General features: G+C 69.3%; 26 protein-coding genes. 15 read left to right on the forward strand and 11 right to left on the reverse strand.

Annotated elements, in window-relative coordinates; all coding sequences use genetic code 11:
• Position 1: 1 nt before the first annotated feature.
• Genes ACO06I_RS10825 through ACO06I_RS10840 form a run of 4 tightly spaced genes read right to left on the reverse strand, consistent with a single transcriptional unit; the run spans position 2 to position 3217 of the window.
• Complete coding sequence (locus ACO06I_RS10825; protein WP_421932576.1) at positions 2-991, reverse strand: MotE family protein; 990 nt, start codon at positions 989-991, stop codon at positions 2-4.
• Positions 988-1530: a DUF6468 domain-containing protein gene (locus ACO06I_RS10830; protein WP_421932577.1), complete on the reverse strand. Its 543-nt coding sequence runs from the start codon at positions 1528-1530 to the stop codon at positions 988-990. Before ACO06I_RS10830 ends, ACO06I_RS10825 begins: the two co-directional genes overlap by 4 nt.
• Positions 1527-2594 (reverse strand): flagellar motor switch protein FliM, encoded by a 1068-nt coding sequence (gene fliM, locus ACO06I_RS10835; protein WP_304698724.1) that lies wholly within the window; start codon positions 2592-2594, stop codon positions 1527-1529. Before fliM ends, ACO06I_RS10830 begins: the two co-directional genes overlap by 4 nt.
• A 26-nt stretch (positions 2595-2620) precedes the next feature.
• Positions 2621-3217 carry a flagellar basal body-associated FliL family protein gene (locus ACO06I_RS10840; RefSeq protein WP_421932578.1) on the reverse strand — a complete coding sequence of 199 codons (597 nt, stop codon included), beginning with the start codon at positions 3215-3217 and terminating at the stop codon, positions 2621-2623.
• 225 nt (positions 3218-3442) lie between these two features.
• Between ACO06I_RS10840 and flgF the strand changes: the two genes are divergently transcribed.
• From flgF to ACO06I_RS10880, 8 genes are read left to right on the forward strand one after another with little or no spacing between them, the layout of a single operon-like run.
• Complete coding sequence (flgF, locus tag ACO06I_RS10845) at positions 3443-4180, forward strand: flagellar basal-body rod protein FlgF (protein ID WP_421932579.1); 738 nt, start codon at positions 3443-3445, stop codon at positions 4178-4180.
• 14 nt (positions 4181-4194) lie between these two features.
• Positions 4195-4983, forward strand: a complete 789-nt coding sequence (flgG, locus tag ACO06I_RS10850) for a flagellar basal-body rod protein FlgG (protein ID WP_421932580.1) — start codon at positions 4195-4197, stop codon at positions 4981-4983.
• A gap of 4 nt (positions 4984-4987) precedes the next feature.
• Positions 4988-5728, forward strand: a complete 741-nt coding sequence (flgA, locus tag ACO06I_RS10855) for a flagellar basal body P-ring formation chaperone FlgA (protein ID WP_421932581.1) — start codon at positions 4988-4990, stop codon at positions 5726-5728.
• 14 nt (positions 5729-5742) lie between these two features.
• Positions 5743-6465, forward strand: coding sequence for a flagellar basal body L-ring protein FlgH (flgH, locus tag ACO06I_RS10860; protein ID WP_421932582.1), 723 nt, complete (start codon positions 5743-5745; stop codon positions 6463-6465).
• A 47-nt stretch (positions 6466-6512) separates the two neighbouring features.
• Positions 6513-6986 carry a hypothetical protein gene (locus ACO06I_RS10865; protein ID WP_421932583.1) on the forward strand — a complete coding sequence of 158 codons (474 nt, stop codon included), beginning with the start codon at positions 6513-6515 and terminating at the stop codon, positions 6984-6986.
• Between the two features lie 32 nt (positions 6987-7018).
• Positions 7019-7516: a hypothetical protein gene (locus tag ACO06I_RS10870; protein WP_421932584.1), complete on the forward strand. Its 498-nt coding sequence runs from the start codon at positions 7019-7021 to the stop codon at positions 7514-7516.
• 41 nt (positions 7517-7557) lie between these two features.
• A complete protein-coding gene (locus ACO06I_RS10875; protein ID WP_421932585.1) occupies positions 7558-7809 on the forward strand; it encodes a type II toxin-antitoxin system Phd/YefM family antitoxin in 252 nt (83 codons plus the stop codon).
• The gene (locus ACO06I_RS10880) at positions 7806-8225 is read left to right on the forward strand and encodes a type II toxin-antitoxin system VapC family toxin (RefSeq protein WP_421932586.1); all 420 of its coding nucleotides are present in this window, start codon (positions 7806-7808) and stop codon (positions 8223-8225) included. The genes ACO06I_RS10875 and ACO06I_RS10880 overlap by 4 nt, the downstream gene beginning before the upstream one ends.
• Here the strand turns inward: ACO06I_RS10880 and dxs are convergent.
• From dxs to ACO06I_RS10900, 4 genes are all read right to left on the reverse strand, one after another.
• Positions 8222-10147: a 1-deoxy-D-xylulose-5-phosphate synthase gene (gene dxs / locus ACO06I_RS10885; RefSeq protein WP_421932587.1), complete on the reverse strand. Its 1926-nt coding sequence runs from the start codon at positions 10145-10147 to the stop codon at positions 8222-8224. The genes ACO06I_RS10880 and dxs overlap by 4 nt on opposite strands.
• A 25-nt stretch (positions 10148-10172) precedes the next feature.
• A complete protein-coding gene (locus tag ACO06I_RS10890; protein ID WP_421932588.1) occupies positions 10173-11054 on the reverse strand; it encodes a polyprenyl synthetase family protein in 882 nt (293 codons plus the stop codon).
• On the reverse strand, positions 11054-11296 hold the full coding sequence (locus ACO06I_RS10895; RefSeq protein WP_304698706.1) for an exodeoxyribonuclease VII small subunit: 243 nt from the start codon (positions 11294-11296) through the stop codon (positions 11054-11056). The genes ACO06I_RS10890 and ACO06I_RS10895 overlap by 1 nt, the downstream gene beginning before the upstream one ends.
• A 69-nt stretch (positions 11297-11365) precedes the next feature.
• On the reverse strand, positions 11366-12292 hold the full coding sequence (locus ACO06I_RS10900) for a histone deacetylase family protein (protein WP_421932589.1): 927 nt from the start codon (positions 12290-12292) through the stop codon (positions 11366-11368).
• Positions 12293-12330: 38 nt separating this feature from the next.
• Between ACO06I_RS10900 and ACO06I_RS10905 the strand changes: the two genes are divergently transcribed.
• Together ACO06I_RS10905 and ACO06I_RS10910 are read left to right on the forward strand one after the other, a co-directional pair.
• Positions 12331-12885, forward strand: coding sequence for a GNAT family N-acetyltransferase (locus tag ACO06I_RS10905; RefSeq protein WP_421932590.1), 555 nt, complete (start codon positions 12331-12333; stop codon positions 12883-12885).
• Between the two features lie 135 nt (positions 12886-13020).
• Positions 13021-13530 (forward strand): recombinase family protein, encoded by a 510-nt coding sequence (locus ACO06I_RS10910; RefSeq protein WP_421932591.1) that lies wholly within the window; start codon positions 13021-13023, stop codon positions 13528-13530.
• Here ACO06I_RS10910 and ACO06I_RS10915 read toward each other — a convergent pair.
• Entirely contained in the window at positions 13527-14411 is an 885-nt protein-coding gene (locus tag ACO06I_RS10915; protein WP_421932592.1) for a LysR substrate-binding domain-containing protein, read from the reverse strand. The two genes, ACO06I_RS10910 and ACO06I_RS10915, sit on opposite strands and share 4 nt — an antisense overlap.
• A gap of 98 nt (positions 14412-14509) precedes the next feature.
• Between ACO06I_RS10915 and ACO06I_RS10920 the strand changes: the two genes are divergently transcribed.
• The 4 genes from ACO06I_RS10920 to ACO06I_RS10935 all read left to right on the forward strand — a co-directional run bounded on the left by ACO06I_RS10920 (position 14510) and on the right by ACO06I_RS10935 (position 18682).
• Positions 14510-15499 carry an aldo/keto reductase gene (locus tag ACO06I_RS10920; RefSeq protein WP_421932593.1) on the forward strand — a complete coding sequence of 330 codons (990 nt, stop codon included), beginning with the start codon at positions 14510-14512 and terminating at the stop codon, positions 15497-15499.
• A 92-nt stretch (positions 15500-15591) separates the two neighbouring features.
• Entirely contained in the window at positions 15592-16782 is a 1191-nt protein-coding gene (locus ACO06I_RS10925) for a vWA domain-containing protein (protein WP_421932594.1), read from the forward strand.
• 73 nt (positions 16783-16855) lie between these two features.
• Positions 16856-17512 carry a TetR/AcrR family transcriptional regulator gene (locus ACO06I_RS10930; protein ID WP_304698700.1) on the forward strand — a complete coding sequence of 219 codons (657 nt, stop codon included), beginning with the start codon at positions 16856-16858 and terminating at the stop codon, positions 17510-17512.
• Positions 17513-18682 carry an MFS transporter gene (locus tag ACO06I_RS10935; protein ID WP_421932595.1) on the forward strand — a complete coding sequence of 390 codons (1170 nt, stop codon included), beginning with the start codon at positions 17513-17515 and terminating at the stop codon, positions 18680-18682. It abuts the gene before it with no gap.
• On the opposite strand, the gene ACO06I_RS10940 is transcribed toward ACO06I_RS10935, so the two are convergent.
• Together ACO06I_RS10940 and ACO06I_RS10945 are read right to left on the reverse strand one after the other, a co-directional pair.
• Positions 18654-20081 carry a UdgX family uracil-DNA binding protein gene (locus ACO06I_RS10940; protein WP_421932596.1) on the reverse strand — a complete coding sequence of 476 codons (1428 nt, stop codon included), beginning with the start codon at positions 20079-20081 and terminating at the stop codon, positions 18654-18656. The genes ACO06I_RS10935 and ACO06I_RS10940 overlap by 29 nt on opposite strands.
• Positions 20081-21307 (reverse strand): putative DNA modification/repair radical SAM protein, encoded by a 1227-nt coding sequence (locus tag ACO06I_RS10945; protein ID WP_421932597.1) that lies wholly within the window; start codon positions 21305-21307, stop codon positions 20081-20083. Before ACO06I_RS10945 ends, ACO06I_RS10940 begins: the two co-directional genes overlap by 1 nt.
• 106 nt (positions 21308-21413) lie before the next feature.
• On the opposite strand from ACO06I_RS10945, the gene ACO06I_RS10950 reads away from it, so the two are divergent.
• Positions 21414-21749 carry a GIY-YIG nuclease family protein gene (locus tag ACO06I_RS10950; protein WP_421932598.1) on the forward strand — a complete coding sequence of 112 codons (336 nt, stop codon included), beginning with the start codon at positions 21414-21416 and terminating at the stop codon, positions 21747-21749.

Raw genomic sequence — 21749 nt, forward strand, 5'->3', positions numbered from 1 at the left:
ACTAGCCGGCCTTCGGCGGAGCCGCCGCGGCGGGAGCCGCGGGCTGGGCGGCGGCCGGGGTCGCCGGGGTCGCGGCGGCCTGCTTGACCGGGGCGGCCTTGGCGGCGGGCTTGCGGGCGGCGACCTTCTTGGGCGCGGCCTTGGCCTTGGGCTTGGCGGCGGGCGGCGCGGCGGCCTTCTCGGCGGTAGGATCGGCCGCGGCCAGTTGCTGCGCCGAGGGGGTGGAGGCCGCGGCGTTGGTGGCGGCCGCGTCGGCGGAGGCGGCCACCTTGCGGGCGTCGGCGAAGCGGCGCGACAGGCTCTCGGTCAGGCGCTTGGCCTCGGCCGGCGGCATGGCCGCGATGATGGCCGACAGGGCGCGTTCCTTCATCTTGCCGGCGATGGGCAGGCGCACGGAGTCGTCCAGCAGCACCATGCGCGGGGCGGCGTCCTTGGCCTTCATGCCCTCGAACACCTTCACCAGCCGGTCGACCTCGGCCTGCTCCTTGCCGTCGGCCTGGTTGAGCAGCGACTGCACGTCGCCCTTCAGCCCGGTCAGGGTCTTGACCTTGGCGTCGAGCTTGGCCTCGGCGGCGGCCAGCAGGGCGAGCTGGACGTCCATGTCCTGCTCGCGCTGATCCAGCTGGCCGCGGCGGGAGCCGAGGCTTTGCAGGATCTGCAGTTCGGCCGGCGAGAGACCGGCCTCCTTGGCCAGTTCGGCGGCGGTGGGGGCGCAGACGGCCGGGGCCCGCGGCGCGGCGGGCGCCAGGGTCGAGGCGTCCAGGGCCGAGCCGATGGCCGCGCCCTCGGCGCCGGCCTTGCCCTCGGTCGCCTTCTCCTCGGCGGCCTTCTCGCCCTTGGCGCCCTTGAGCGGCTTGGCGGCTTCCTCGGCGAAGGCCTTGGCGCCGGAGATCATGTCGGGCAGCGAGCGGGCGCCGGCCATGGCGTTGACCGCCAGGACCCCGGCGGCGGCGATGCCCACCAGGGGCAGGATGCGGGGGATGTTCTTCATCGGCGGGCTCCACCCATGGTCACGCGCTCGGCGGGACCATCGAACAGGTCGTCTTCGAAACGGGGACGCTGGCGCGTCGGGGCGACGTCGGGCCGCACGAACCGCTCGGGCTCGGGCCGGACGCGGGGCTCGCGGGCCGCCGACAGGAGGGCGCCCAGGCGGTGGGTGACGCGCTCGACGTCGGCCACATCGACCTCGGCCTCTTCCTGGCGGAAGGCGACGCGGGCGGCGCGGGGCGAGCTCGCCGCCGCGGCCTGGGGCGCGCCCTGCAGCTGGCGATCGAGCTTGGCGGTCAGGGCGCGGGCCTTCTCGATACGGTCGGCCAGGGCGTCGGTGGCCTCGTCGGTGGCGGCGCGCAGATCGGCCAGGCCCTGTTCGGCGCGGGCGGCGGCGACGTCCAGCTCCGCCACGGCGCGGGCGAAGCCGTCATGGCTGTCGCGCAGGTGCTTCAGGCGGATGTTCAGACGGAAACCCATCATCAGGGCGGCGACCAGCAGGCCCGCCAGCATGAGGTTCATCCCAATGGCGATCAGGCTCATTTCAACCTCTGGATGGCGCGCCGGGCGTGGGGCGTCAGGGGCGCCTCCACACGGACGGCGATGTGGTGGTTGCGGCGGCCCATGCGGCCCCGCGTCAGGGGAATGGTTCCGGCCCGCAGCTCGATGAGGCTGTCGGGGGTGGCGTTCAGCATGATGGTCTGGCCGACCTCGAGGTTCAGGACCTCCTTGAGGCTGATCTGCTGCTCGTCGAGGACGGCACGGACCTCCATCTGGGTGGTCCAGAGCTCGGTGGCCAGGTGGCCTTCCCAGATGTTGTCGCGGCCGAACTTCTCGCCCATGAACTGCTGCAGCAGCATCTTCCGGATGGGCTCGAGGGTGGCGTAGGGCAGCAGCAGCTCGATGCGGCCGCCGCGGTCCTCCATGTCCACCCGCAGCTTGACCAGGATCGCGGCGTTCGGCGGCCGAGCGATGGCGGCGAAGCGCGGATTGGTCTCCAGGCGGTCGAGGGTGAAGGTCACCGGGGTCAGAGGCTCGAAGGCCAGCTTGGCGTCGGCCAGCACCACCTCGACCATCCGCTGCACCAGCACGCGCTCGATGGTGGTGTAGGGGCGGCCCTCGATGCGCATCGCCGCGGTGCCGCGGCGGCCGCCCAGCAACACGTCGACGATGGAATAGATCAGGTTGGAGTCGACGGTCAGCAGACCGTAGTTCTCCAGCTCCTCGGCCTTGAACACCGACAGGATGGCCGGCAGGGGGATCGAGTTCAGATAGTCGCCGAAGCGGATCGAGGAGATGTTGTCGAGGCTGACCTCGACGTTGTCGGAGGTGAAGTTGCGCAGGGAGGTCGTCATGTACCGCACCAGGCGGTCGAAGACGATTTCCAGCATCGGCAGGCGTTCGTACGAGACGAGCGCGGAGTTGATGATGGCGCGGATGCCCGAACGCTCGGCCGCCTCCTCGTCAGACAGATCGAAGCCCAGCAGGCTGTCGATCTCATCCTGGTTGAGGATACGCTCAGACCCGATCAGGCTCTCGCCGGACGCTTCCGCGTCCGACCAGTTCTCGCCCTCGGCGGCGTTGGGGTTTTCGAGTTCATCGTCCATGGGAGCACGCCAACCAGGGATAGGCCCTAGTTGATCAACATCTCCTCAATGAGGACCGCATTTACTTTTGACGGGGCGATGACGAGGTTCACCCGGCGCAGGATCTCCATGCGCAGCTGGTAGGACCCCTGGCTGCCCTGCAGGTCTTCCGGCCGCAGTTCGCGCAGGAAGGTCTGGAACATATCCTGCAGCCTGGGCATGTTCGGCTCCAGCAGGTCGACGGTCTCCTGATCGGGGACCTCCAGGGTGAGCTTCAGCTTCAGGAAGGTGGCGCGGCCGTCGGCGGTCTGCATGTTCACCACCACATTGGGCATGGTGTAGAACAGGACGCCGTCCGGGCCCTCGGCGATGGTGCCGATGGTCTTTTCTTCCTTGCCCTTCTCGCCCTTCTTTTCCTTCTTCTTGTCCTTGCCGTGCTCGTCGGCCTTGGCGTGAGCCTCGTCGGGCTTGGGTTTGAGGAAGATGAAGGCCGCGGTTCCGCCGCCGCCCAGGACCAGCACCGCGGCGACGCCGGCGATGATGATCATCTTCATGGGCAGCTTCTTCTTGCCCACGACCGCGCCGTCCTCGCCCTCGGCGGCGGCCTCGCCCTCGGGGGCTTCCTTGACCTTGTCCTTGGCCACGCGCGCGGCTCCTTAGAATCTTACCCCCTGTGCATGGGGCCGACATGGTTAAGGACTGGTTTTTTCGGGGCGCGAAGGGGCGGTCCAACCCTGCCCGGCAGAATTGGCCGGAAGGCCCGCGTTAACCTTCTTATCTGTTGTTTTTGCAGCTTTTTTGGACTGGCCCGAACCTTGCAGTCCTGGCTTCGACGAAAGTGTCGCAGGTTAAAGGTTCGAGCGCCTTCGATGGACAACGCCCTCTACGTCGGATTGTCGAGGCAGATGACGCTGCGCCGCGAACTCGACATCGTGGCCAACAACATCGCCAATGCCGACACCACCGGCTTCAAGGTCGAGAGCCTGATGCTCGAGACCGCCGCACGCTCTCCGGCCATGACCCAGGGCGGCCCCAAGCCGGTGAAGTTCGTGCTGGATTCCGGCGTCGCCCGCGACTTCACCGGCGGCGCCCTGCACAAGACCGACGCGCCCTTCGACCTCGGCATCGAAGGCCAGGGCTTCTTCAAGATCAGCACCGCCGAGGGCGAGCGCTACACCCGGGACGGCCACTTCCGGATGGACGACGCCGGCAAAGTCACCACCCAGGACGGCGAGGCCGTCCTCGACGAGGGTGGCGGCGAGATCACGGTCGACCCCATTAAGGGCCCGCTCACCATCGCCACGGACGGCACGGTCAGCCAGGGCACGGAACGCATCGGCAAGGTCGGCGTGGTCCGCTTCGACACCCTCTCGGTGCTCGAGAAGGCCGGCGACAATCTCTACCGCAACACCTCCAACCAGCAGCCCCAGGCCGCCCCGGACGCCCGCGTCCACCAGGGCATGCTCGAGAGCTCGAACGTCAACACGGTCCTCGAGATCACCCGGATGATGGAAGTCACCCGCGCCTACGAGTCGATGGCCAAGATGATGGATTCCAACGCCGACCTGTCCCGCCGCTCGATCGAGCGGATGGGTCGCGTCCAGTAAGGAAAGTCTAAGAGATGCAAGCACTTCGCACCGCCGCGACCGGCATGGCTGCCCAGCAGCTCAATGTCGAGGTCATCTCCAACAACATCGCCAACATGAACACCGTCGGCTTCAAGCGCCAACGGGCCGAGTTCCAGGACCTGCTCTACAACACCCTGGAACGGGCCGGCGCCCAGTCCTCGGACCAGGGCACCATCGTTCCCACCGGGGTCCAGGTCGGCGGCGGCGTGAAGGCCGGTTCGGTCTATCGCATCACCGAGCAGGGCTCGCTGACCGCCACGGGCAACCGCTACGACCTGGCCATCGAAGGCCGCGGCTACCTGCAGGTGCTCAAGCCCTCCGGGGAGACCGCCTACACCCGCGCCGGCAACCTGTCGGTGAACGACCAGGGCCAGATGGTCACCGAGGACGGCTACCAGATCCAGCCCGCCATCACGATCCCGTCGGACGCCACCGACGTCATCATCTCCAAGACCGGCCAGGTCCAGGTCACCAAGCCCGGGTCTCCGACCCCCAGCGTCGTGGGCAGCATCGAGCTGGCGACCTTCATCAACGAGTCGGGCCTGGAGGCCATCGGCGACAACCTGTTCATGGAGAGCGGCGCCTCCGGCGCGGCCACCACCGGCGTCCCCGGCGACGCGGGGTTCGGCAACCTACTGCAGGGCTACACCGAGGCGTCCAACGTCGACGCTGTGACCGAGATCACCTCCCTGATCGTCGCCCAGCGAGCCTACGAGATGAATTCCAAGGTCATCTCCTCGGCCGACCAGATGCTGCAGGCCGCCAACCAGCTGAAGGGCTAGGGCGATGCGCATCCTGATCCTGGCCTGCGCCCTCACCCTCGCCGCCGCGCCGGCCCTGGCCGGCCAGGCCGTGACCCTGCGGTCCGACACCTTCGACTCCGACGGGGTCATCACCCTTGGCGACCTGTTCGATGGGGCCGGCGGCGCCGGCAAGATCGCGGTGGCCTCGCGACCCGGGACCTCGGCCGTGCTCGACGCCGGCGCCGTGCAGTCGGCCGCCCGCCGCGCGGGCCTCGACTGGGCCAACGCCGAGGGCATCCGCCGCATCGTCGTCCGCGCCGGGTCCGACGGCGGCGCCAGCGCGCCCGTAACCCGCGGCAATGTCGAGATTCTCACCTATGCCCGCAGCCTGTCGGCCGGCGAGATGGTGCAGCCCCAGGACGTGGTCTGGGCCAAGGCCGCCGCCGCCCCGGCCGACGCCCCCCGCGACGCCGAGGCCGTGATCGGCATGGCCGCGCGGCGTCCCCTGCGCGCCGGCGCGGCCGTCTCCAGCCGCGACGTTTCCGCCCCCCAGGTCATCAAGGCCGGCGACGCGGTCACCGTCACCTACGAGGCCGGGGGCGTGACCCTGGCCCTGGAGGGCAAGGCCATGGCCGCCGCCGGGATCGGCGACACGGTCGCGGTCCAGAACACCGCGTCGAAGAAGATCATCCAGGCCACGGCCAGCGGACCCGGCCAGGCCGTGGTCGGCCCCGCCGCCGATCAACTCAAGTCGCTGGGCCGCGCCCAGTACGCCCAGCGTTAGAGAAAGCGTCCCCCATGCGTCTCGCCATCCTCGCCATCGCCGCCCTCGTTCCCCTCGCCGCCTGCTCCACCGTGAAGGAGGCCGTGGTCGGCCCGACCCTGGCGCCGGTGGGCTATCCCTCCGCCCTCGTGCCGCAGGAGCAGGTCTACCTAGCCAGCAACCAGGGCCAGGCGGCCTCGGCCAACTCCCTGTGGCGCTCGGGCGCGCGCGCCTTCTTCATCGACCAGCGCGCGTCGAAGGTGGGGGACATCCTCACCGTCCAGATCGACATCAACGACAGCGCCCAGACCTCCAACGCCTCCAACAGCAGCCGGACAGCCGGCATGAAGGCCGCCGCGCCGTCGCTGTACGGCCTGACCGGCAGCCTCGGCCGCCTGCTGCCCCCGGGCACGGACCTGGCGGGCGGGATCGAGACCAATTCCAACTCCTCCAACGCCGGCTCCGGCGCCGTGACCCGGTCGGAGAAGATCTCCCTGACCATCGCCGCGGTGGTCTCCGCCGTCCTGCCCAACGGCAACCTGGTGATCCAGGGCACCCAGGAGGTGCGCACCAACTCCGAGCTGCGCCAGCTCACCGTGGCCGGCATCGTGCGGCCCGAGGACATCTCCTCGGCCAACACCGTCAAGCACACCCAGATCGCCGAGGCCCGCATCAGCTACGGCGGCCGCGGGGACATCAGCCGCGTGCAGAAGACCCCGGCGGTCCAGTCCCTGGTGGAGCGCTTCACGCCCTTCTGAACCGAAGCGCACCGGCGGCGTTCCCCTTACCGAAGGGAGCGTCGCTCATGAAACGTCGCGCGATCATCGGACTGGGCATTTCTTGCCTGCTCGCCTCCTGCGCCCACCAGGGCCAGAGCGGCCTGCCCGGCATGGCCTGGTCCCTGAACCACGCCGAGGGCGAAGGCGCCAAGTTGGCCTATGGCCAGCCGCAGAGCGACAACGTGCTGATCATGATGACCTGCCAGCCCCGGTCGGGCCGGGTCCTGGTCTCCATGACCGCCCCGGTGGACGCGCCCTCCGACGCCATCGAAATCACCTCCCGCGACCACAACAGCCGCCTCGCCGCCGACGCCACGCCCGGCATGGGCGAGGGCGCGTCCTATGTGGAGGCCCGGGCCGCGGTCACCGATCCGGCGCTGGCCAGCTTCGCCGCCACCGGCGACCTGGCTGTGGTCGCGGGCGGCCGCAAGGCCGCCATGCCGGTCCGCGGGCCGGAGCGCGCGGCGGTGAACGATTTCTTCGCCGCCTGCCGCGCCTAGAGGCCGCCCGAATGCGGTGATAGCCTCTCCGCATGAAGCTCGCTCTCGCCCTGTTGATGCTGACCGCCTCCGCCGCCCAGGCGCAGGAGGGCCGCGTCTGGACCCTCGGCAATGACAAGGCCCTGCCGGACGTGACCCTGGTCTATGGCGCGCCCAATTCCGACGACGTGGTCATCGCCCTTCGCTGCCCGCGCCAAACCGGCCAGATCACGGCCAGCTTCGCCGTCGCCGCCAAGCTCGCCGACCACCGGCAGGGCGAGGTCTGGGTGGACAAGATTGGACGCCCGGCCCCCTGGCCCGCCAGCGTCACCATCGCCTCGGGCGCCGCCTCGGCGACCCTACGGGGTCAGGCGTCGGCCAACGACCTGGACGGCGGCTCGCTATTGTCGGCGGAGGTCGCCACCCGCGCGCCGGTCATCGCATCCTTCAGGAAGACCGGGGTCATCACCCTGACGGGCCTGAACGAGACAAAGGACGCCCCGCCGGCCCCGCTGAAGCAGGTTCGGCCCTTCCTCAGCGCCTGCCGCTGACATCTGGACAAAATGGCCATCGGATGGCTATATTTGCGGCCATGAGCGAACACAGCGTCGTCGAGGCCAAGAACAACCTGTCCGACCTGATCGACCGCGCCCTGAAGGGCGAGGCTGTTGTGATCACGCGACATGGCAAGCCGATGGTCGAGCTGAAGGCCGTCAAGGCGCCGGCGCGGCGAATGACCCCGGCTGATGTCGAGTGGCTGGACGCCCGTCGGGTGGGCCGAACGACCTCCCGCGAAGACGCCGGCGTCCTGGTATCCCGCATGCGGGATGAAGACTGGCGGTGAGCGTCTATTTCGACGCCAGCGTCCTGGTGGCGCTGTTCACCCACGATCTCTTTTCCGACCGCGCCCGCGCCTATGTCCTGACCGCCCTGCCCGAGGTGGTCATCAGCGACTTCGCCCGAGCGGAGTTCGCCTCGGTCATCTCCCGCGCTGTGCGCACCGGGGATCTGTCGGCGGCCGAGGCGTCCCGCATCTTCAGCAATTTCGACGCCTGGACCGCATCGTCACCCCTGACGGAAACCGCGCCACAGGACATCAAGGCCACCGAGGTGTGGTTGAGACGGCTCGACATGAACCTGCGCGCGCCGGACGCGCTGAACATCGCCATCGCCGAACGGCTGGGCGCAAGCCTTGCGACCTTCGACAAGCGCATGGCCGAGGCGGCCTTTGCGCTCGGGGTCGCGCTGGCGCCAGTCTAGGCCCGGCGTCCCGCGCCGGCCGCGGCGACGTTGTCGACGCCCATGGCGTGGAGGGCGCCGCGCGCGATGCCTTCGGCGTCGAGGCCGGCCTGGGCGTACATGATCTCGGGCTTGTCGTGGTCCTGGAAGATGTCGGGCAGGACGAGGGTGCGCACCTTCAGGCCGCGATCGAGCGCGCCGTGCTCGGCGAGCGCCTGCAGCACGAAGGCGCCGAAACCGCCCATGGCGCCCTCCTCCACCGTGATCAGGGCCTCGTGGTCGCGGGCCAGGCGCAGCAGCAGCTCGATGTCCAGCGGCTTGGCGAAGCGGGCGTCGGCCACCGTGGTGGAGAAGCCTCGCGCCCCCAGCAGGTCGGCGGCCTTCAGGCTCTCGGCCAGACGGGTGCCGAGCGACAGGATGGCCACCGTGGTCCCCTCGCGGACGATGCGGCCCTTGCCGATCTCGAGGGGCGCGGCCAGGTCGGGGATCGCCACGCCAACGCCTTCGCCGCGCGGATAGCGGAAGGCCGAGGGCCGGTCGTCGATGGCCACGGCGGTGGAGATGGCGTGGGCCAACTCGGCCTCGTCGGAGGGCGCCATCAGGATCATGCCCGGCAGGGCGCCCATGAAGCCAATGTCGAAGGAGCCGGCATGGGTCGGCCCGTCGGCGCCCACCAGGCCCGCCCGGTCCATGGCGAAGCGCACCGGCAGGCGCTGGATCGCCACGTCGTGGACCACCTGGTCGTAGCCGCGCTGCAGGAAGGTGGAATAGATGGCGCAGAAGGGCTTCATGCCGTCGGCGGCCAGGCCGGCGGCGAAGGTCACCGCGTGCTGCTCGGCGATGCCGACGTCGAAGGTGCGGTCCGGGAACCGCTTGCCGAACAGGTCCAGGCCCGTGCCCGAGGGCATGGCGGCGTTGATCGCCACGATGGTCGGATCACGCTCGGCGTGCTTGATCAGCTCCTGGGCGAAGACCTTGGTGTACTGGGGCGGCGCCGGGGCGGTGGACTTGGCCTGCTGGCCGGTGACGACATCGAACTTCGCCACCGCGTGCAGCTTGTCGGCGGCGCTCTCGGCCGGGGCGTAGCCCTTGCCTTTCTGGGTCACCACGTGGACCAGGACCGGACGGTCCTTGATCTCGCGGGCGTTCTTGAGGATCGGCACCAGGGCGTCGAGGTCGTGCCCGTCGATGGGGCCGACATAGTAGAAGCCCAGCTCCTCGAAGAAGGTGCCGCCGGTGACCATGCCGCGGGCGTATTCCTCGGCCTTGCGGGCGGCTTCCTGCAGCGGCTTGGGCAACACCTTGGCCATCGACTTGCCCAGGTGGCGCAGGGACTGGTAGCCGCCGCCGGAGACCAGGCGCGCCATATAGGCGCTCATCCCGCCCACCGGGGGGGCGATGGACATGTCGTTGTCGTTGAGGATGACGGTGAGCTGGCCCGTGGTCTCGCAGGCGTTGTTCATCGCCTCATAGGCCATGCCGGCGCTCATCGAGCCGTCGCCGATCACCGCCACGACGCTGTTGTCCTTGCCGCGAGCGTCGCGGGCCGCGCAGAAACCCAGCGCCGCCGAGATCGAGGTGGCGGCGTGGGCCGCGCCGAAGGGGTCGTATTCGCTCTCGGACCGCTTGGTGAAGCCCGAAAGGCCGCCCCCCTGGCGCAGGGTGCGGATGCGATCGCGGCGGCCGGTGAGGATCTTGTGCGGATAGGCCTGGTGGCCGACGTCCCAGATCAGGATGTCCTTGGGCGTCTCATAGACATGGTGCAGGGCCACGGTCAGCTCGACCACCCCGAGGCCCGCCCCGAAGTGCCCGCCGGTCTGGGACACGACGTCGATCATCTCGGCCCGCAGTTCGTCGGCCAGCTGTTTGAGCTGGGCGGCGTTGAAACCCCGCATATCGGCAGGCGAGGCGACTTGGTCGAGCAGAGGCGTATGGGGCGGCATGTTACGCGAACAGATCTCTCTGAAATCAGTTTCGGCGCTCTAGCACGAAATCGACGCTGGCCCGCAGGAATTCAGCCCGCGGACCAAAGGGGTCGAGGTGCGCCTTGGTCTGTTCGATCAGCAAATTGAGCCGCTCGCGGGCGGCGTCGGCGCCCAGCAATGTGACATAGTTGGCCTTGCCCTTGGCGGCGTCCTTGCCGGCCTTCTTGCCCAGGACGGCGTCCTCGCCGTCGTGGTCCAGCAGGTCGTCGACGATCTGGTAGGCCAGGCCCAGGTCCTGGGCGAAGGCCATCAGGGCGTGGCGCTCGCCCTCCCCGGCGTGGGCCATGATCAGGGGCAGCTCGAAGGCCACGGCGATCAGGGCCCCGGTCTTCAGCCGCTGCATGCGCGCCACCGCACCGAGGTCGTCGCGCACGCCGAGCAGGTCGATCATCTGGCCGCCGCACATGCCCTTGGCGCCCGACGCGTGGGCCAGGCGCACCACCATCTCGGCCCGCACATTGCCGTCCTTGTGGGTGTCGGGATGGGCCAGGATCTCGAAGGCGGCGGTCTGCAGGGCGTCGCCGGCCAGGATGGCCGTGGCCTCGTCATAGGCCTTGTGCACCGTGGCCCGGCCGCGGCGCAGGTCGTCGTCGTCCATGGCCGGCAGGTCGTCGTGCACCAGGCTGTAGGCGTGGACGCACTCCACGGCGCAGGCCGCCCGCAGAACCGGACGCTCGTCCAAGTCGAACATCTTGCCGGTCTCGATGGCGAAGAAGGGCCGCAGCCGCTTGCCGGGCCCGAGCGCCGCGTAGCGCATGGCCTCGGTCAGCCGCGATTCCGGGCCATCGGCCCGAGGCAGCAGCTCGTCCAGCGCCACGGTGACCAGGTCGGCGGCCTCGGTCACGCGGTGGGCGAGTTCGGGCATCAGTTGAATTCCGCCGCCTCGACCCCCGGCGCCCCGTCGGCGCCCATGACGATCTTCTCGACCCGCAGGCGGGCGGCCTCGAGCCGCGACTCGCAGTGGGCCTTCAGCTTGGCGCCGCGCTCATAGAGCTCGATGGACTGCTCCAGCGGCGCCTGGCCCGATTCCAGCTGGGCCACGATCTTCTCGAGTTCGGCGAGGGCCTGCTCGAACGAAAGCCCTTCGATGTCAGCGGCGTCGGCCATGTCGGTTCCTGGAGGTAAGGACGGCCAACCTAGAGAGGCCCGATCCGCCCTGCAACGGGGCGCCCGACGTTAGGCGTCGGACAACGCGCGAACGTGAGCCAGGGCCGAACGGCCCAGCGCCTCCAGGCCGTAGCCGCCCTCCAGGGAGGAGACGATGCGGCCGTGGCTGTGCCGGGCCGCCACCGAGGCGATGGCCCGGGTCGCCCAGGCGAAGTCCTCGGCCTCCAGGTTCTGGTGGGCGTCGCCGACGGGATCGAAGGCGTGGGCGTCGAAGCCGGCTGAGATCAGGATCAGGTCGGGGGCGAAGGCGTCGACGTGGGGCATCAGGCTCTCGAAGGCCTTGCGCCACGCCTCCGCCGGCGCGCCGGGCGGAACGACGGCGTTCTTGATGTTGGCCGGGACCGGCTCGTCCGGGTGGCCGGTGCCGGGCCACATGGGCCACTGCTGGACCGAGGCGAAGAACAGGTCCTCGTGGCCGGCGAAGGCCGCCTGGGTGCCGTTGCCGTGGTGGACATCGAAATCCACCACCGCCACCCGCTTCAGGCCCGCGGCCTGGGCGACCCGGGCGGCGACGGCGATGTTGGAGAAGATGCAGAAGCCCATGGGCTTGTGCGGCTCGGCATGGTGGCCGGGCGGCCGCACGGCGCAGAAGGCCCGCCCCTGCAGACCGGCGGCCACGTCCTGCACCGCCTGGACCACCGAGCCCGCGGCCCGGCGCGCGGCGTTCAGGCTGCCCGGCGACATGTAGGTGTCAGCGTCCAGCATCAGCCGGCCCTGGGTCGGCGCGGCCTCGAAGATGGCCTGGACATAGGCCGGCAGGTGCACCCGGGCCAGGTCCTGCGGGCTCACCAGGGGGGCGTCGCAGGGCTCGAGGTCCAGATCCGAGGCGTCGCTCAGGGCGTCGATCACCGCCGACAGTCGTTCGGGCCGCTCCGTGTGGCCGGAACCAGGGCGGTGGTCGAGCATGTCCGCATGGGTGTAGAGCGCGACAGTCATTGGAATCGATCCTAACCCTGAAACCGTCCCGACCCGAAATGTCCGATATCAAGATCCGCCGCGCCCGCCCCGACGACGCCCCGGTCCTCGCCGCCCTCGGGGCGCGGACCTTCAGCGACACCTTCGCCCACCTCTACGATCCCGCCGACCTCGCCCGCTTCCTGGCCGCCGCCTACGGGGTGGAGAAGATGGCCTCCGACCTCGCCGATCCCGCCCGGGCCGCCTGGATCGTGGAGGCGCAGGGCGAGGCGGTGGGCTACGCCCAGTGCGGCCCCTGCGAACTGCCCCACGAGGCGGTGACGCCCGGGAGCCGGGAGCTGAAGCGCTTCTACCTGCTCAAGGCCTGGCAGAACGGCGGGACCGGGACGCGGCTGTTCCAGGAGACCATGGCCTGGATGCTGGAGGACGGACCGCGCGACCTGTGGATCGGAGTCTGGTCGGAGAACCACGGTGCGCAGCGATTCTATCAGCGCGCCGGCTTCGAGAAGGTGGGCGAGTACGGCTTCAAGGTCGGGTCGACGACAGACCGGGAGTTCATTCTTTGTCGGCGCGCGGATAGTTTTTCTCACAAACCCGTCAGTTTGCCTGCCTAGTTTGCAGCCAAGCGGTAGGTGAACGCCGATAACCGGAGAATTATTGCGGAGATTTAAGCTTCTACGCTTTGACGGCGCGGCCAGCTTTTGCGACTTTGCGGTCAATCATCGCAGTAGCTGAAAGCGACGGGTGGGATGCTGAGAATTGGATATGTCCGGTTGCGTGACGAACGCTCCGCGGACGATACGGCGACGTTGAAAGCGAACGGATGTCACGTGGTCCGGGCTGAGGAGCCTGCTGGCCCGATGATGGACGAGTCCGCGGTGCTGAGCTCGATTCTCGACTTCATCGGCGAGGGCGATCAGCTCGTCGTCACCCGCCTGGAACACCTGGGCGGCGCCAGCCGCGACGTGCTCGACGTCATCGACCGCCTCGAGGAGCGCAAGGCCAGCGTCTATATCGTCGAACCCGAGATCTCCAGCCAGGGCGAGGGCGGCCGGGCCCTGCGCGCGGCGCTCCAGGCCGTGCTGGCCGTGGAACCCATGGGCGGCGTCCGGCGTCGCCGCGGCCAGTCGGCTGTCGACGAGATTCGAGCCCTGCAGGCCGCCGGCGTCGGCCCCGTCGAGATCGCGCGGCGTCTCGGGGTCTCGCGCATGACCGTCTGGCGCAAGCTGCGCGACGTCGAGGCCCGCGCGACCGCCTAGGATTTGACCCGGGCGAAGTCGATGAAGGCCCGCAGCGCCGCGGGCACGTGGCGGCGGCTGGGATAGTAGAGGAACGGGCCTGGGAACGGCGGCAGCCAGTCCTCCAGCACGCTCACCAGCCGGCCCGCCGCGATGTGCTCGGTCACATGGCCTTCGAAGGTGGAAAAGAAGCCGACCCCGGCCAGAGCCGCGGCCAGCTGCAGGCGCGTGCTGCTGGAGGTGAGCGGCCCTTCCGGTTCGATCTTCAGGTCCTTGCCGTCCCGCTGGAACTCCCAGGCCGGCCGGACTCCGCTGGGGAATCTGGTGCGCAGGCAGGGTTGGGCCAGCAGGTCCTGCGGCCTCTGGGGCACGCCCGTCCGGGCGATGAGCTCCGGCGAGGCCACCACGCAGAATCGCTGCGGGCCGGCGATCGGCACGGCGATCATGTCCTGGGCCAGGCTCTCCCCCCAGCGCACGCCGGCGTCATAGCCCTGGGCGACGATGTCGACGAAGGCGGTCTCGGCGATGATCTCCAGCCGCACCTGCGGATAGGCCGCCAGGAAGGGGGCCACCATGGGCGCCAGCACCAGCTCCACCGCCGGCTCCGGGGCGTTGATCCGCACCGAGCCGGCCGGCACCCCGCGCTCGGCATGGACCTGGTCCATGGCGGCGGCGATATCGGCCAGGGCTGGCGACAGGCGTTCCAGCAGCCGGGCGCCAGCCTCGGTCAGCCCCACGCTCCGCGTCGTCCGGTTCAGCAGCCGCACCTCCAGCCGCGCCTCCAGGTCCCGCAGGGCCTGGCTGAGAGTCGAGGCTGAGACCCCGCGCGCCGCCGCCGCCCGGCGGAAGCTGCGATGCCGGGCCACGGCGGCGAAGGCGTCGAGATCGTCCAGAGAACTCATTGTACGATTTTCCGCACAGTCTGTTTGATATCGGCCGACTTATCGCACGATGTCCTCAGGCGCATAACCGCCCTCGTCATCACACGAAGGAGCGCCCCATGATCACCCGCCAACTCGGAACCACCGGCCCCACGGTCTCCGCCCTCGGTCTCGGCGCCATGGGCATGTCGGACCTCTATGGTCCTTCCGACCGCGCCGAGAGCCTGGCCACCATCGATGCGGCCCTGGAGGCCGGGATCAACCTCATCGACACCGGCGACTTCTACGGCATGGGCCACAACGAGATGCTGATCGGCGAGGCCCTGAGGGGCCGCCGCGACCAGGTCCTGTTGAGCGTGAAGTTCGGCGCCCAGCGCGATCCGGCCGGCGCCTTCCTCGGCTTCGATGGCCGTCCCCAGGCCGTGAAGACCGCCGTCGCCTACAGCCTCAAGCGTCTCGGGGTCGACCACATCGACATCTACCGCCCCGCGAGGCTCGATCCCTCCGTGCCGATCGAGGAGACCATCGGCGCCGTCGCCGACCTGGTGAAGGCGGGCTATGTCCGTCACATCGGCCTCTCCGAAGTCGGCGCCGAGACGATCCGCCGCGCCGCCGCCGTCCACCCCATCGCCGACCTGCAGATCGAGTACTCGCTGATCTCCCGGGGCATCGAGGACGCCATCCTGCCGGCCTGCCGCGAACTGGGGATCGGGATCACCGCCTATGGCGTGCTCTCACGCGGCCTGATCAGTGGCCACTGGACGAAGGAGGCTCCTTCCGCCGGTGACTTCCGCGCCCACAGCCCCCGCTTCCAGGGCGAGAACCTGGACCGCAACCTGGACCTGGTGGAGGCTTTGCGGGCCGTGGCCGAGGCCCGTGGCGTCAGCGTCGCCCAGATCGCCATCGCCTGGGTCCTTGCGAAGGGGACCGACATCGTCCCGGTGATCGGCGCCCGCCGCCGCGACCGGCTGACCGAAGCCCTGGGCGCGTTGGAGGTGGTCCTCACCCCGGCGGACTTGACGGCCATCGAGACGGCCGCCCCCAAGGGCGCCGCCGCGGGCGATCGCTATGCCTCGGCCCAGATGGCCATGCTCGACAGCGAACGCTGATCCCTCCCGCGCGCCATACTGGACATAAGGCGCGCGGGCCTCCATCTTCGGGGATCAAACAATCGTTCGTCCCCCTATTAGGGAAACCCGCCATGTTCATGCGCTTTTTCACCGAGCTTCGGGAAGCCAAGGTCCCGGTGACGCTGAAAGAGTACCTCATGCTCATGGAGGCGCTCGACAAGGTGGTCATCAACCGGTCGGTGGACGAGTTCTACTACCTGTCGCGCTCGGCCCTGGTGAAGGACGAGAAGAATCTCGACCGCTTCGACCAGGTGTTCAGCCACGTCTTCAAGGGGCTGGAGAAGGTCGATGGGATCGGCGTCTCCGACATCCCGGCCGAGTGGCTGAAGAAGCTGTCGGACCAGTTCCTCACCGATGAGGAGAAGGCCCAGATCGAGGCCATGGGCGGCTTCGAGGCGCTGATGGAGGCGCTGGCCCAGCGCATGAAGGACGCCAAGGAAGGCAAGGACGGCGGCGAAGGCGACGAGGGCAAGGGCGGCCAGGGCCCCAAGGGCGACTCGCCCTTCGGCGCCAACGGCTACCATCCCGAGGGCGTCCGCATCGGCCAGGAGAAGGGCCGGCACGGCAAGGCCATCAAGGTCTGGGACAAGCGCGAGTACAAGAACCTCGACGACTCCGTCGAGCTCGGCACCCGCAACATCAAGGTCGCCCTGCGCCGCCTGCGCAAATGGGTCCGCGAGGGCGCCCCCGAAGAGCTGGACATGAACGCCACCATCCGCGGCACCGCGGAGAAGGGTTATCTGGACATCAACCTGCGCGCCGAGCGCCGCAACAAGATCAGCGTCCTGATCTTCTTCGACATCGGCGGCTCCATGGACAGCCACATCAAGGTCTGTGAGGAGCTGTTCTCCGCCGCGCGGTCGGAGTTCAAGAACATGGAGTTCTACTACTTCCACAACTGCCTCTATGAGAGCGTGTGGAAGGACAATCGTCGCCGGCACGCCGAGAAGCTGAACACCTGGGACGTGCTCCACAAGTTCAGCCACGACTACAAGGTCATCTTCGTCGGCGACGCCACCATGAGCCCCTACGAGATCACCTATCCGGGCGGCTCGGTGGAGCACTGGAACGAGGAGGCCGGCGCGGTCTGGATGGATCGCGTGGCCAACATCTACGAGAACATGGTCTGGCTGAACCCCACCGCCGAACGGCATTGGGACTACACCCCCTCCATCGAGGTCATGAAGCAGCTGGTCGGCGACCGGATGTATCCCCTGACCATCGAGGGGCTCGACAAGGCCATGCGGGAGCTGTCGCGCTAAAGGTCGCACGCGGACAATCGTTTGCGACCGACGCGAGCCTGCTAAGCTGCCGGCAACCGTGAAGGATTCGCCTGTGACCGACCCCGTGCCGGCCAACGACCCGGACCCGCCCAACGAGGCCGCGACCAAGGCCGCGGTCTTCGCCGCCGCTGAGCGGCTGTTCGCCCTGCACGGCTTCCAGAACGTTTCGGTGCGCGACATCACCGCCGAGGCCGGGGTGAACCTGGCCTCGGTGAACTACCATTTCGGGTCCAAGGACGCCCTGCTGTTCGAGATCTTCCGCCGGCGCACCGCCGAGCTGAACCGCGAGCGGGCCCGGATGCTGCACGAGGCCCGCGACCGCCACAACGGCAAGCCGCCGGTGCGCGACATCCTGGAGGCCCTGTTCGCCCCGCCGCTGCGCTGGGCCTCGCCGGAGAACGACCGCCGCATCTCGGTCCAGTTCATCATCCGCTCGCGCAGCGAGGGGACCGCCGAGATGCGCGAGGCGCTGACCAACGACGTCTCCCACCTGGCCCGTTTCGCCGACGCCCTGATCGCCGCCCGGCCCGACCTGCCCCGGGAAAGCGTCTACTGGCGGCTGCACTTCTGCCTGGGCATGGTCCACAACAACCGCTTCGCCGAGTTCGACCGCCTGCACGTGCTGTCGGACGGCGCCACCCGCGAGAGCGACATCGACGGCCTGCTGAAGCGGATGCTCGACTTCGCCGAGGCCGGCTTCCTGGCCTAGGTGGCCAGGCCCTTCGTCGGCCGGGTCTACGCCTTCAAGGCGCTGGACGCCTTCGTCCTGATCTACCCCCTCTATACGGTGATGTTCGTCGCCCGCGGCCTGACGCCGGTGCAGGTCTCGGCCACCCTGATGGCCTGGTCGATCACCGCCTTCCTGCTGCAGATCCCCTCCGGCGTCCTGGCCGATCGCTGGTCGCGGCGCTGGATCCTGGCCGGGGCCCAGATTCTGCGGGTGATCGGCTTCGCCGCCTGGATCGTCTGGCCCAGCTTCGCCGGCTGCCTGCTGGGCATGGTGCTGTGGGGGGCCAAGAGCGCCTTCACCAACGGGGTGTTCGAGGCCCTGGTCTATGACGAACTGCACGGCGAGGAGCGGGCCGAGGACTATTCCCGCGTCATGGGCCGCGCCCAGGGGGTGGGCTTCGTCGCCGTGCTGCTGGCCTCGCTCAGCGCCTCGGTGGCGGTGCGGTTCGGCTACACCGCCATCCTGCTGGCGAGCATCGTCTGCGTGCTGGGGGCCGCCGCCGCCGCCCTGGCCCTGCCCCGCGCCCGCCAGACCCTGAGGGTCGGGCGACACTACCTGGCCCTGCTCAAGCAGGGCTTCCACACCGTGGCCGGGGCGCCGCCGATCCTGGGCTTCATCGCCTTCGCCGCCCTGAGCAACGCCTTCGGCGGCGGGCTGGAGGGGTTCTGGCCGATCTTCGGGTCGCAGACCGGCCTGCCCGCCTCCAGCGTGGCCCTGTTCGTCGCCGCCATCAGCGCCGCCCAGGCCGGCGGCGCCCTCTGGGCCCATCGGCTGCGGGGGGCGGCGACCCCGGTCTTCTTCGGCCTGTTCGCCCTGATCGGCCTGCTGCTGCTGGCGGCGGCGGGATCCATGCGGCCCTGGTCCGTGGCCCTGATCGTGCCCCTGTGCGGCCTGTTCAAGATCGTCGATGTCAATTTCGACGCCCGGCTGCACGACGCCATCCCCACCGAGACCCGGGCCACCATCGCCGCGGTGAAGAGCTTCTCGGGCCAGGTGACCATGACCGGCATGCTGATGGCCTTCGGCGCCCTGGCCCAGGGCGCCTCCTATCGCATGGCCTTCCTGGCCTGCGGCGGAGCGATCGCCCTGATCGGGGTGGGCGCCTTGGCCTGGATCCGGCTCAGGCCGCCAGCCCCCACGCGAATCTGAGATCCTGCACGAACAGGGCGTAGGCCGCCGCCTTCGCCTCGGCGTCGGGAATCCGCAGCAGGTAGGAGGGATGGTAGGTCACCACGCCCTGGGACTGGTCCGGAAGCTGGAGGGCGACGCCCCGGTTCTTGCCGATCGGCATGGCCTTGCCGAACACCGAGAGGGCCGCGGTCGCCCCCAGGGCCACCACCACCCGGGGCCGGACCAGCCGGCGCTCGGCGTCCAGCCACCAGCGGCAGGCGGTGACCTCGGAGGGGTTGGGGGTCTGGTGGATGCGGCGCTTGCCCCGCAGCTCGTGCTTGAAGTGCTTCACGGCGTTGGTGACATAGGTCTCGGCCCGCGGCGCGCCGACCTCGGCCAGGGCCCTGTCCAGCACCTGGCCGGCGGGACCGACGAAGGGGCGGCCGGCCAGGTCCTCCTGGTCGCCGGGCTGCTCCCCCACCAGCATCAGGCGGGCGTGGGCGGGGCCTTCGCCGGAAACGCCCTGGGTCGCCTCGCGATAGAGCGGGCAGCGGCGGCAAGCGTCCACCCCCGCGGCCACCTCCTCCAGGCTCTGGGGCGCCATGCCGTCATAGGCCGCGTCGCGGCTGGCGCGCGCCACGGCGCGGATGACGCGGCGGGAGGGTTCGGTGGGCGGCTTGGCGACCATGAGGTTTGTCCGGCCTTCGGCGGCGGCGATCAGATCTGGAATGAGGCGCGCTTCGGGCAGGTTCCGCCAGTAGCGCTTGGGCATCTCCTTGGTCATGGCCTCGACCTTCAGGCGGGCCGGATTGAAGATCGAGGCGTAGTAGGTGCGCCAATAGTCCTCCAAGGCGTCCTCGCCCGGAGCATCGGCGGGATCGGCGCCGGGGGTCACCGCCAGCTGCGCGCCGTTCCAGTGGACGCAGACATCCGGCGTCAGGATCGACCAGGCCATGTTGGCGAAGCGGCGGGCGAAGAAGGGGGCGACGGCCTCGGTCACCCGGTGGGCCGGCTCGAACCAGGCGGCGTAGGTCTCCGGATCGGGGCTGACGGTCCGGAAACGGACGAAGGCCTTCATCTTGTGGGCCGCCTTGCTGACCTGGCGGGCCAGGTCGTTGGCGCGGGCGACGTCGGGGTCGGTGGCGATGCGCAGCAGGTTGGGCTCGGCGGCCAGGCGCCAGAGCAGCCGGTAAAGCAGGGCGAACCGCTCGGCCGACCGGTGCAGGATGACGTCCTCGGCCAGTTCCAGGAACTCGCGGCTGACGGTGAAGCCGCCGGGGGCGGGCGCCGCCAGGGGTTCGGGATCGGCGAACAGGTCGCCCTCCCCGTCCACGGTCCAGATCACCGTGTCGGGGGCCACGCCCTGGCCGCGCAGGGTGCGCGCGGCCTCGCGCCAGCCGGCGAAGTCGATCTCGGAGGCCAGCCGCACCACGCGCATCAGAACAGGCTCAGCTGTTGCGGCGGGGCCAGGCGCGCCCGCAGGTCGGCCTTGTCGGTCAATGCGCCGGGCCGCCAGTCGGCGGTGACGATGAAGGGCTTCAGCTTGTCGAGCCGGCGGGTCAGGCGCTTCACGTCCTCCAGGGCGAGGCGCTTGTGGCGGCGGATGTCGATTATGCGCTCGACGCTGCGCACCCCCAGGCCCGGGACCCGCAGCATAGCCTCGCGCTCGGCGGTGTTCAGGTCGACCGGGAAGTCGCCGCGATTGCGCAGGGCCCAGGCCAGCTTGGGGTCGATGTCGAGGTCCAGATCGACACCCTCAACGGTGATCTCGTCGTGGGTGAAGCCGTAGAAGCGCATCAGCCAGTCGGCCTGGTAGAGGCGGTGCTCGCGCATCAGGGGCGGGCGCACCGGGGGCAGCCTGGAGGTCGTGTCGGGGATCGGGCTGTAGGCCGAGTAGTAGACCCGGCGCATGCCGTAGGCGCCGTAGAGGCCGGCGCTCCTGGCCAGGATCTCGCCGTCGGTGGCGGCGTCGGCGCCGACGATCATCTGGGTCGACTGGCCGGCCGGGGCGAAGCTGGGCGGCTTGGTTTTCCGAACCTTTTCCGTGGTCTGGTCGATGCCGAGGCGGACGCGGCCCATGGCCTTCCTGATGCCGGCGGCGTCCTTCTCCGGGGCGAGGTCGGCCAGGCTGGCGTCGCGGGGCAGCTCGACATTGATGGAGATGCGGTCGGCGTAGAGGGCGGCTTCGTTGACCAGGGCCGGCGAGGCCTCGGGGATCACCTTGAGGTGGATGTAGCCGCGGAAGTCGTGGTCCAGGCGCAGGGCTTTCGCCACGCGGACCATCTGCTCCATGGTGTAGTCGCCGCTGCGGATGATGCCCGACGAGAGGAACAGGCCCTCGATATAGTTGCGCTTGTAGAAGGAGAGGGTCAGGTCGACGACCTCGGCCACGCTGAACCGGGCGCGCGGGGTGTTGGAGGACACCCGGTTCACGCAATAGGCGCAGTCATAGACGCAGAAATTGGTCAGCAGGATCTTCAGCAGGCTGATGCAGCGGCCGTCCGGCGCATAGGCGTGGCAGATGCCCATGCCCCCGTCGGTGGACCCCACCCCCTTCCCGCCCACGGAGTCCCGCGTCACCGTCCCCGACGAGGCGCAGGAGGCGTCGTACTTGGCGGCGTCGGAGAGGATCTCGAGTTTGCGCTTCAGGGTCAGGGTGGCCATGGACCGACCCTAGGGTTCTTGTTTTGTTCTGTACAGTTTTGAACTATTGTGACGCTTCAAAATTCCGCTCATCCCCGCGAAAGCGGGGACCCAGGTTTTTAAGTCGATGAGTTTCTACACCTACATCGTCGCCAGCCAGCGCAACGGCACGCTCTACATCGGGTCGACCGACAGCCTGTCGCGACGAAGCTGGGAGCATCGGGAGAAGCAGCGGCCCGGCTTCACCGCCAAGTACAACGTCTCGATCCTGGTCCACTATGAGGTGTTCGAGACGCGCGAGGGGGCCTTCCGCCGCGAGCGGCAGATGAAGAAATGGAACCGGGCCTGGAAGCTCGAGCTGATCGACGGTTCAATCCGGGATGGGTGGATAGGGCCGGAGAGTTGGTCTGAACAAAAAAGCCTGGGTCCCCGCTTTCGCGGGGATGAGCGGGGTTGGGGGTGA

Source organism: Phenylobacterium sp. (assembly GCF_965229015.1).
Classification (GTDB): Bacteria; Pseudomonadota; Alphaproteobacteria; order Caulobacterales; family Caulobacteraceae; genus Phenylobacterium.

Excerpts from the sequence above, each read along its gene's own strand:
- ACO06I_RS10825 (WP_421932576.1), bottom strand. The coding sequence starts at position 991 with ATGAAGAACATCCCCCGCATCCTGCCCCTGGTGGGCATCGCCGCCGCC.
- ACO06I_RS10830 (WP_421932577.1), bottom strand. The coding sequence starts at position 1,530 with ATGAGCCTGATCGCCATTGGGATGAACCTCATGCTGGCGGGCCTGCTG.
- fliM (WP_304698724.1), bottom strand. The coding sequence starts at position 2,594 with ATGGACGATGAACTCGAAAACCCCAACGCCGCCGAGGGCGAGAACTGG.
- flgF (WP_421932579.1), top strand. The coding sequence starts at position 3,443 with ATGGACAACGCCCTCTACGTCGGATTGTCGAGGCAGATGACGCTGCGC.
- flgG (WP_421932580.1), top strand. The coding sequence starts at position 4,195 with ATGCAAGCACTTCGCACCGCCGCGACCGGCATGGCTGCCCAGCAGCTC.
- flgA (WP_421932581.1), top strand. The coding sequence starts at position 4,988 with ATGCGCATCCTGATCCTGGCCTGCGCCCTCACCCTCGCCGCCGCGCCG.
- flgH (WP_421932582.1), top strand. The coding sequence starts at position 5,743 with ATGCGTCTCGCCATCCTCGCCATCGCCGCCCTCGTTCCCCTCGCCGCC.
- ACO06I_RS10865 (WP_421932583.1), top strand. The coding sequence starts at position 6,513 with ATGAAACGTCGCGCGATCATCGGACTGGGCATTTCTTGCCTGCTCGCC.
- ACO06I_RS10870 (WP_421932584.1), top strand. The coding sequence starts at position 7,019 with ATGAAGCTCGCTCTCGCCCTGTTGATGCTGACCGCCTCCGCCGCCCAG.
- ACO06I_RS10875 (WP_421932585.1), top strand. The coding sequence starts at position 7,558 with ATGAGCGAACACAGCGTCGTCGAGGCCAAGAACAACCTGTCCGACCTG.
- dxs (WP_421932587.1), bottom strand. The coding sequence starts at position 10,147 with ATGCCGCCCCATACGCCTCTGCTCGACCAAGTCGCCTCGCCTGCCGAT.
- ACO06I_RS10890 (WP_421932588.1), bottom strand. The coding sequence starts at position 11,054 with ATGCCCGAACTCGCCCACCGCGTGACCGAGGCCGCCGACCTGGTCACC.
- ACO06I_RS10895 (WP_304698706.1), bottom strand. The coding sequence starts at position 11,296 with ATGGCCGACGCCGCTGACATCGAAGGGCTTTCGTTCGAGCAGGCCCTC.
- ACO06I_RS10900 (WP_421932589.1), bottom strand. The coding sequence starts at position 12,292 with ATGACTGTCGCGCTCTACACCCATGCGGACATGCTCGACCACCGCCCT.
- ACO06I_RS10905 (WP_421932590.1), top strand. The coding sequence starts at position 12,331 with ATGTCCGATATCAAGATCCGCCGCGCCCGCCCCGACGACGCCCCGGTC.
- ACO06I_RS10910 (WP_421932591.1), top strand. The coding sequence starts at position 13,021 with ATGCTGAGAATTGGATATGTCCGGTTGCGTGACGAACGCTCCGCGGAC.
- ACO06I_RS10915 (WP_421932592.1), bottom strand. The coding sequence starts at position 14,411 with ATGAGTTCTCTGGACGATCTCGACGCCTTCGCCGCCGTGGCCCGGCAT.
- ACO06I_RS10920 (WP_421932593.1), top strand. The coding sequence starts at position 14,510 with ATGATCACCCGCCAACTCGGAACCACCGGCCCCACGGTCTCCGCCCTC.
- ACO06I_RS10925 (WP_421932594.1), top strand. The coding sequence starts at position 15,592 with ATGTTCATGCGCTTTTTCACCGAGCTTCGGGAAGCCAAGGTCCCGGTG.
- ACO06I_RS10940 (WP_421932596.1), bottom strand. The coding sequence starts at position 20,081 with ATGCGCGTGGTGCGGCTGGCCTCCGAGATCGACTTCGCCGGCTGGCGC.
- ACO06I_RS10945 (WP_421932597.1), bottom strand. The coding sequence starts at position 21,307 with ATGGCCACCCTGACCCTGAAGCGCAAACTCGAGATCCTCTCCGACGCC.
- ACO06I_RS10950 (WP_421932598.1), top strand. The coding sequence starts at position 21,414 with ATGAGTTTCTACACCTACATCGTCGCCAGCCAGCGCAACGGCACGCTC.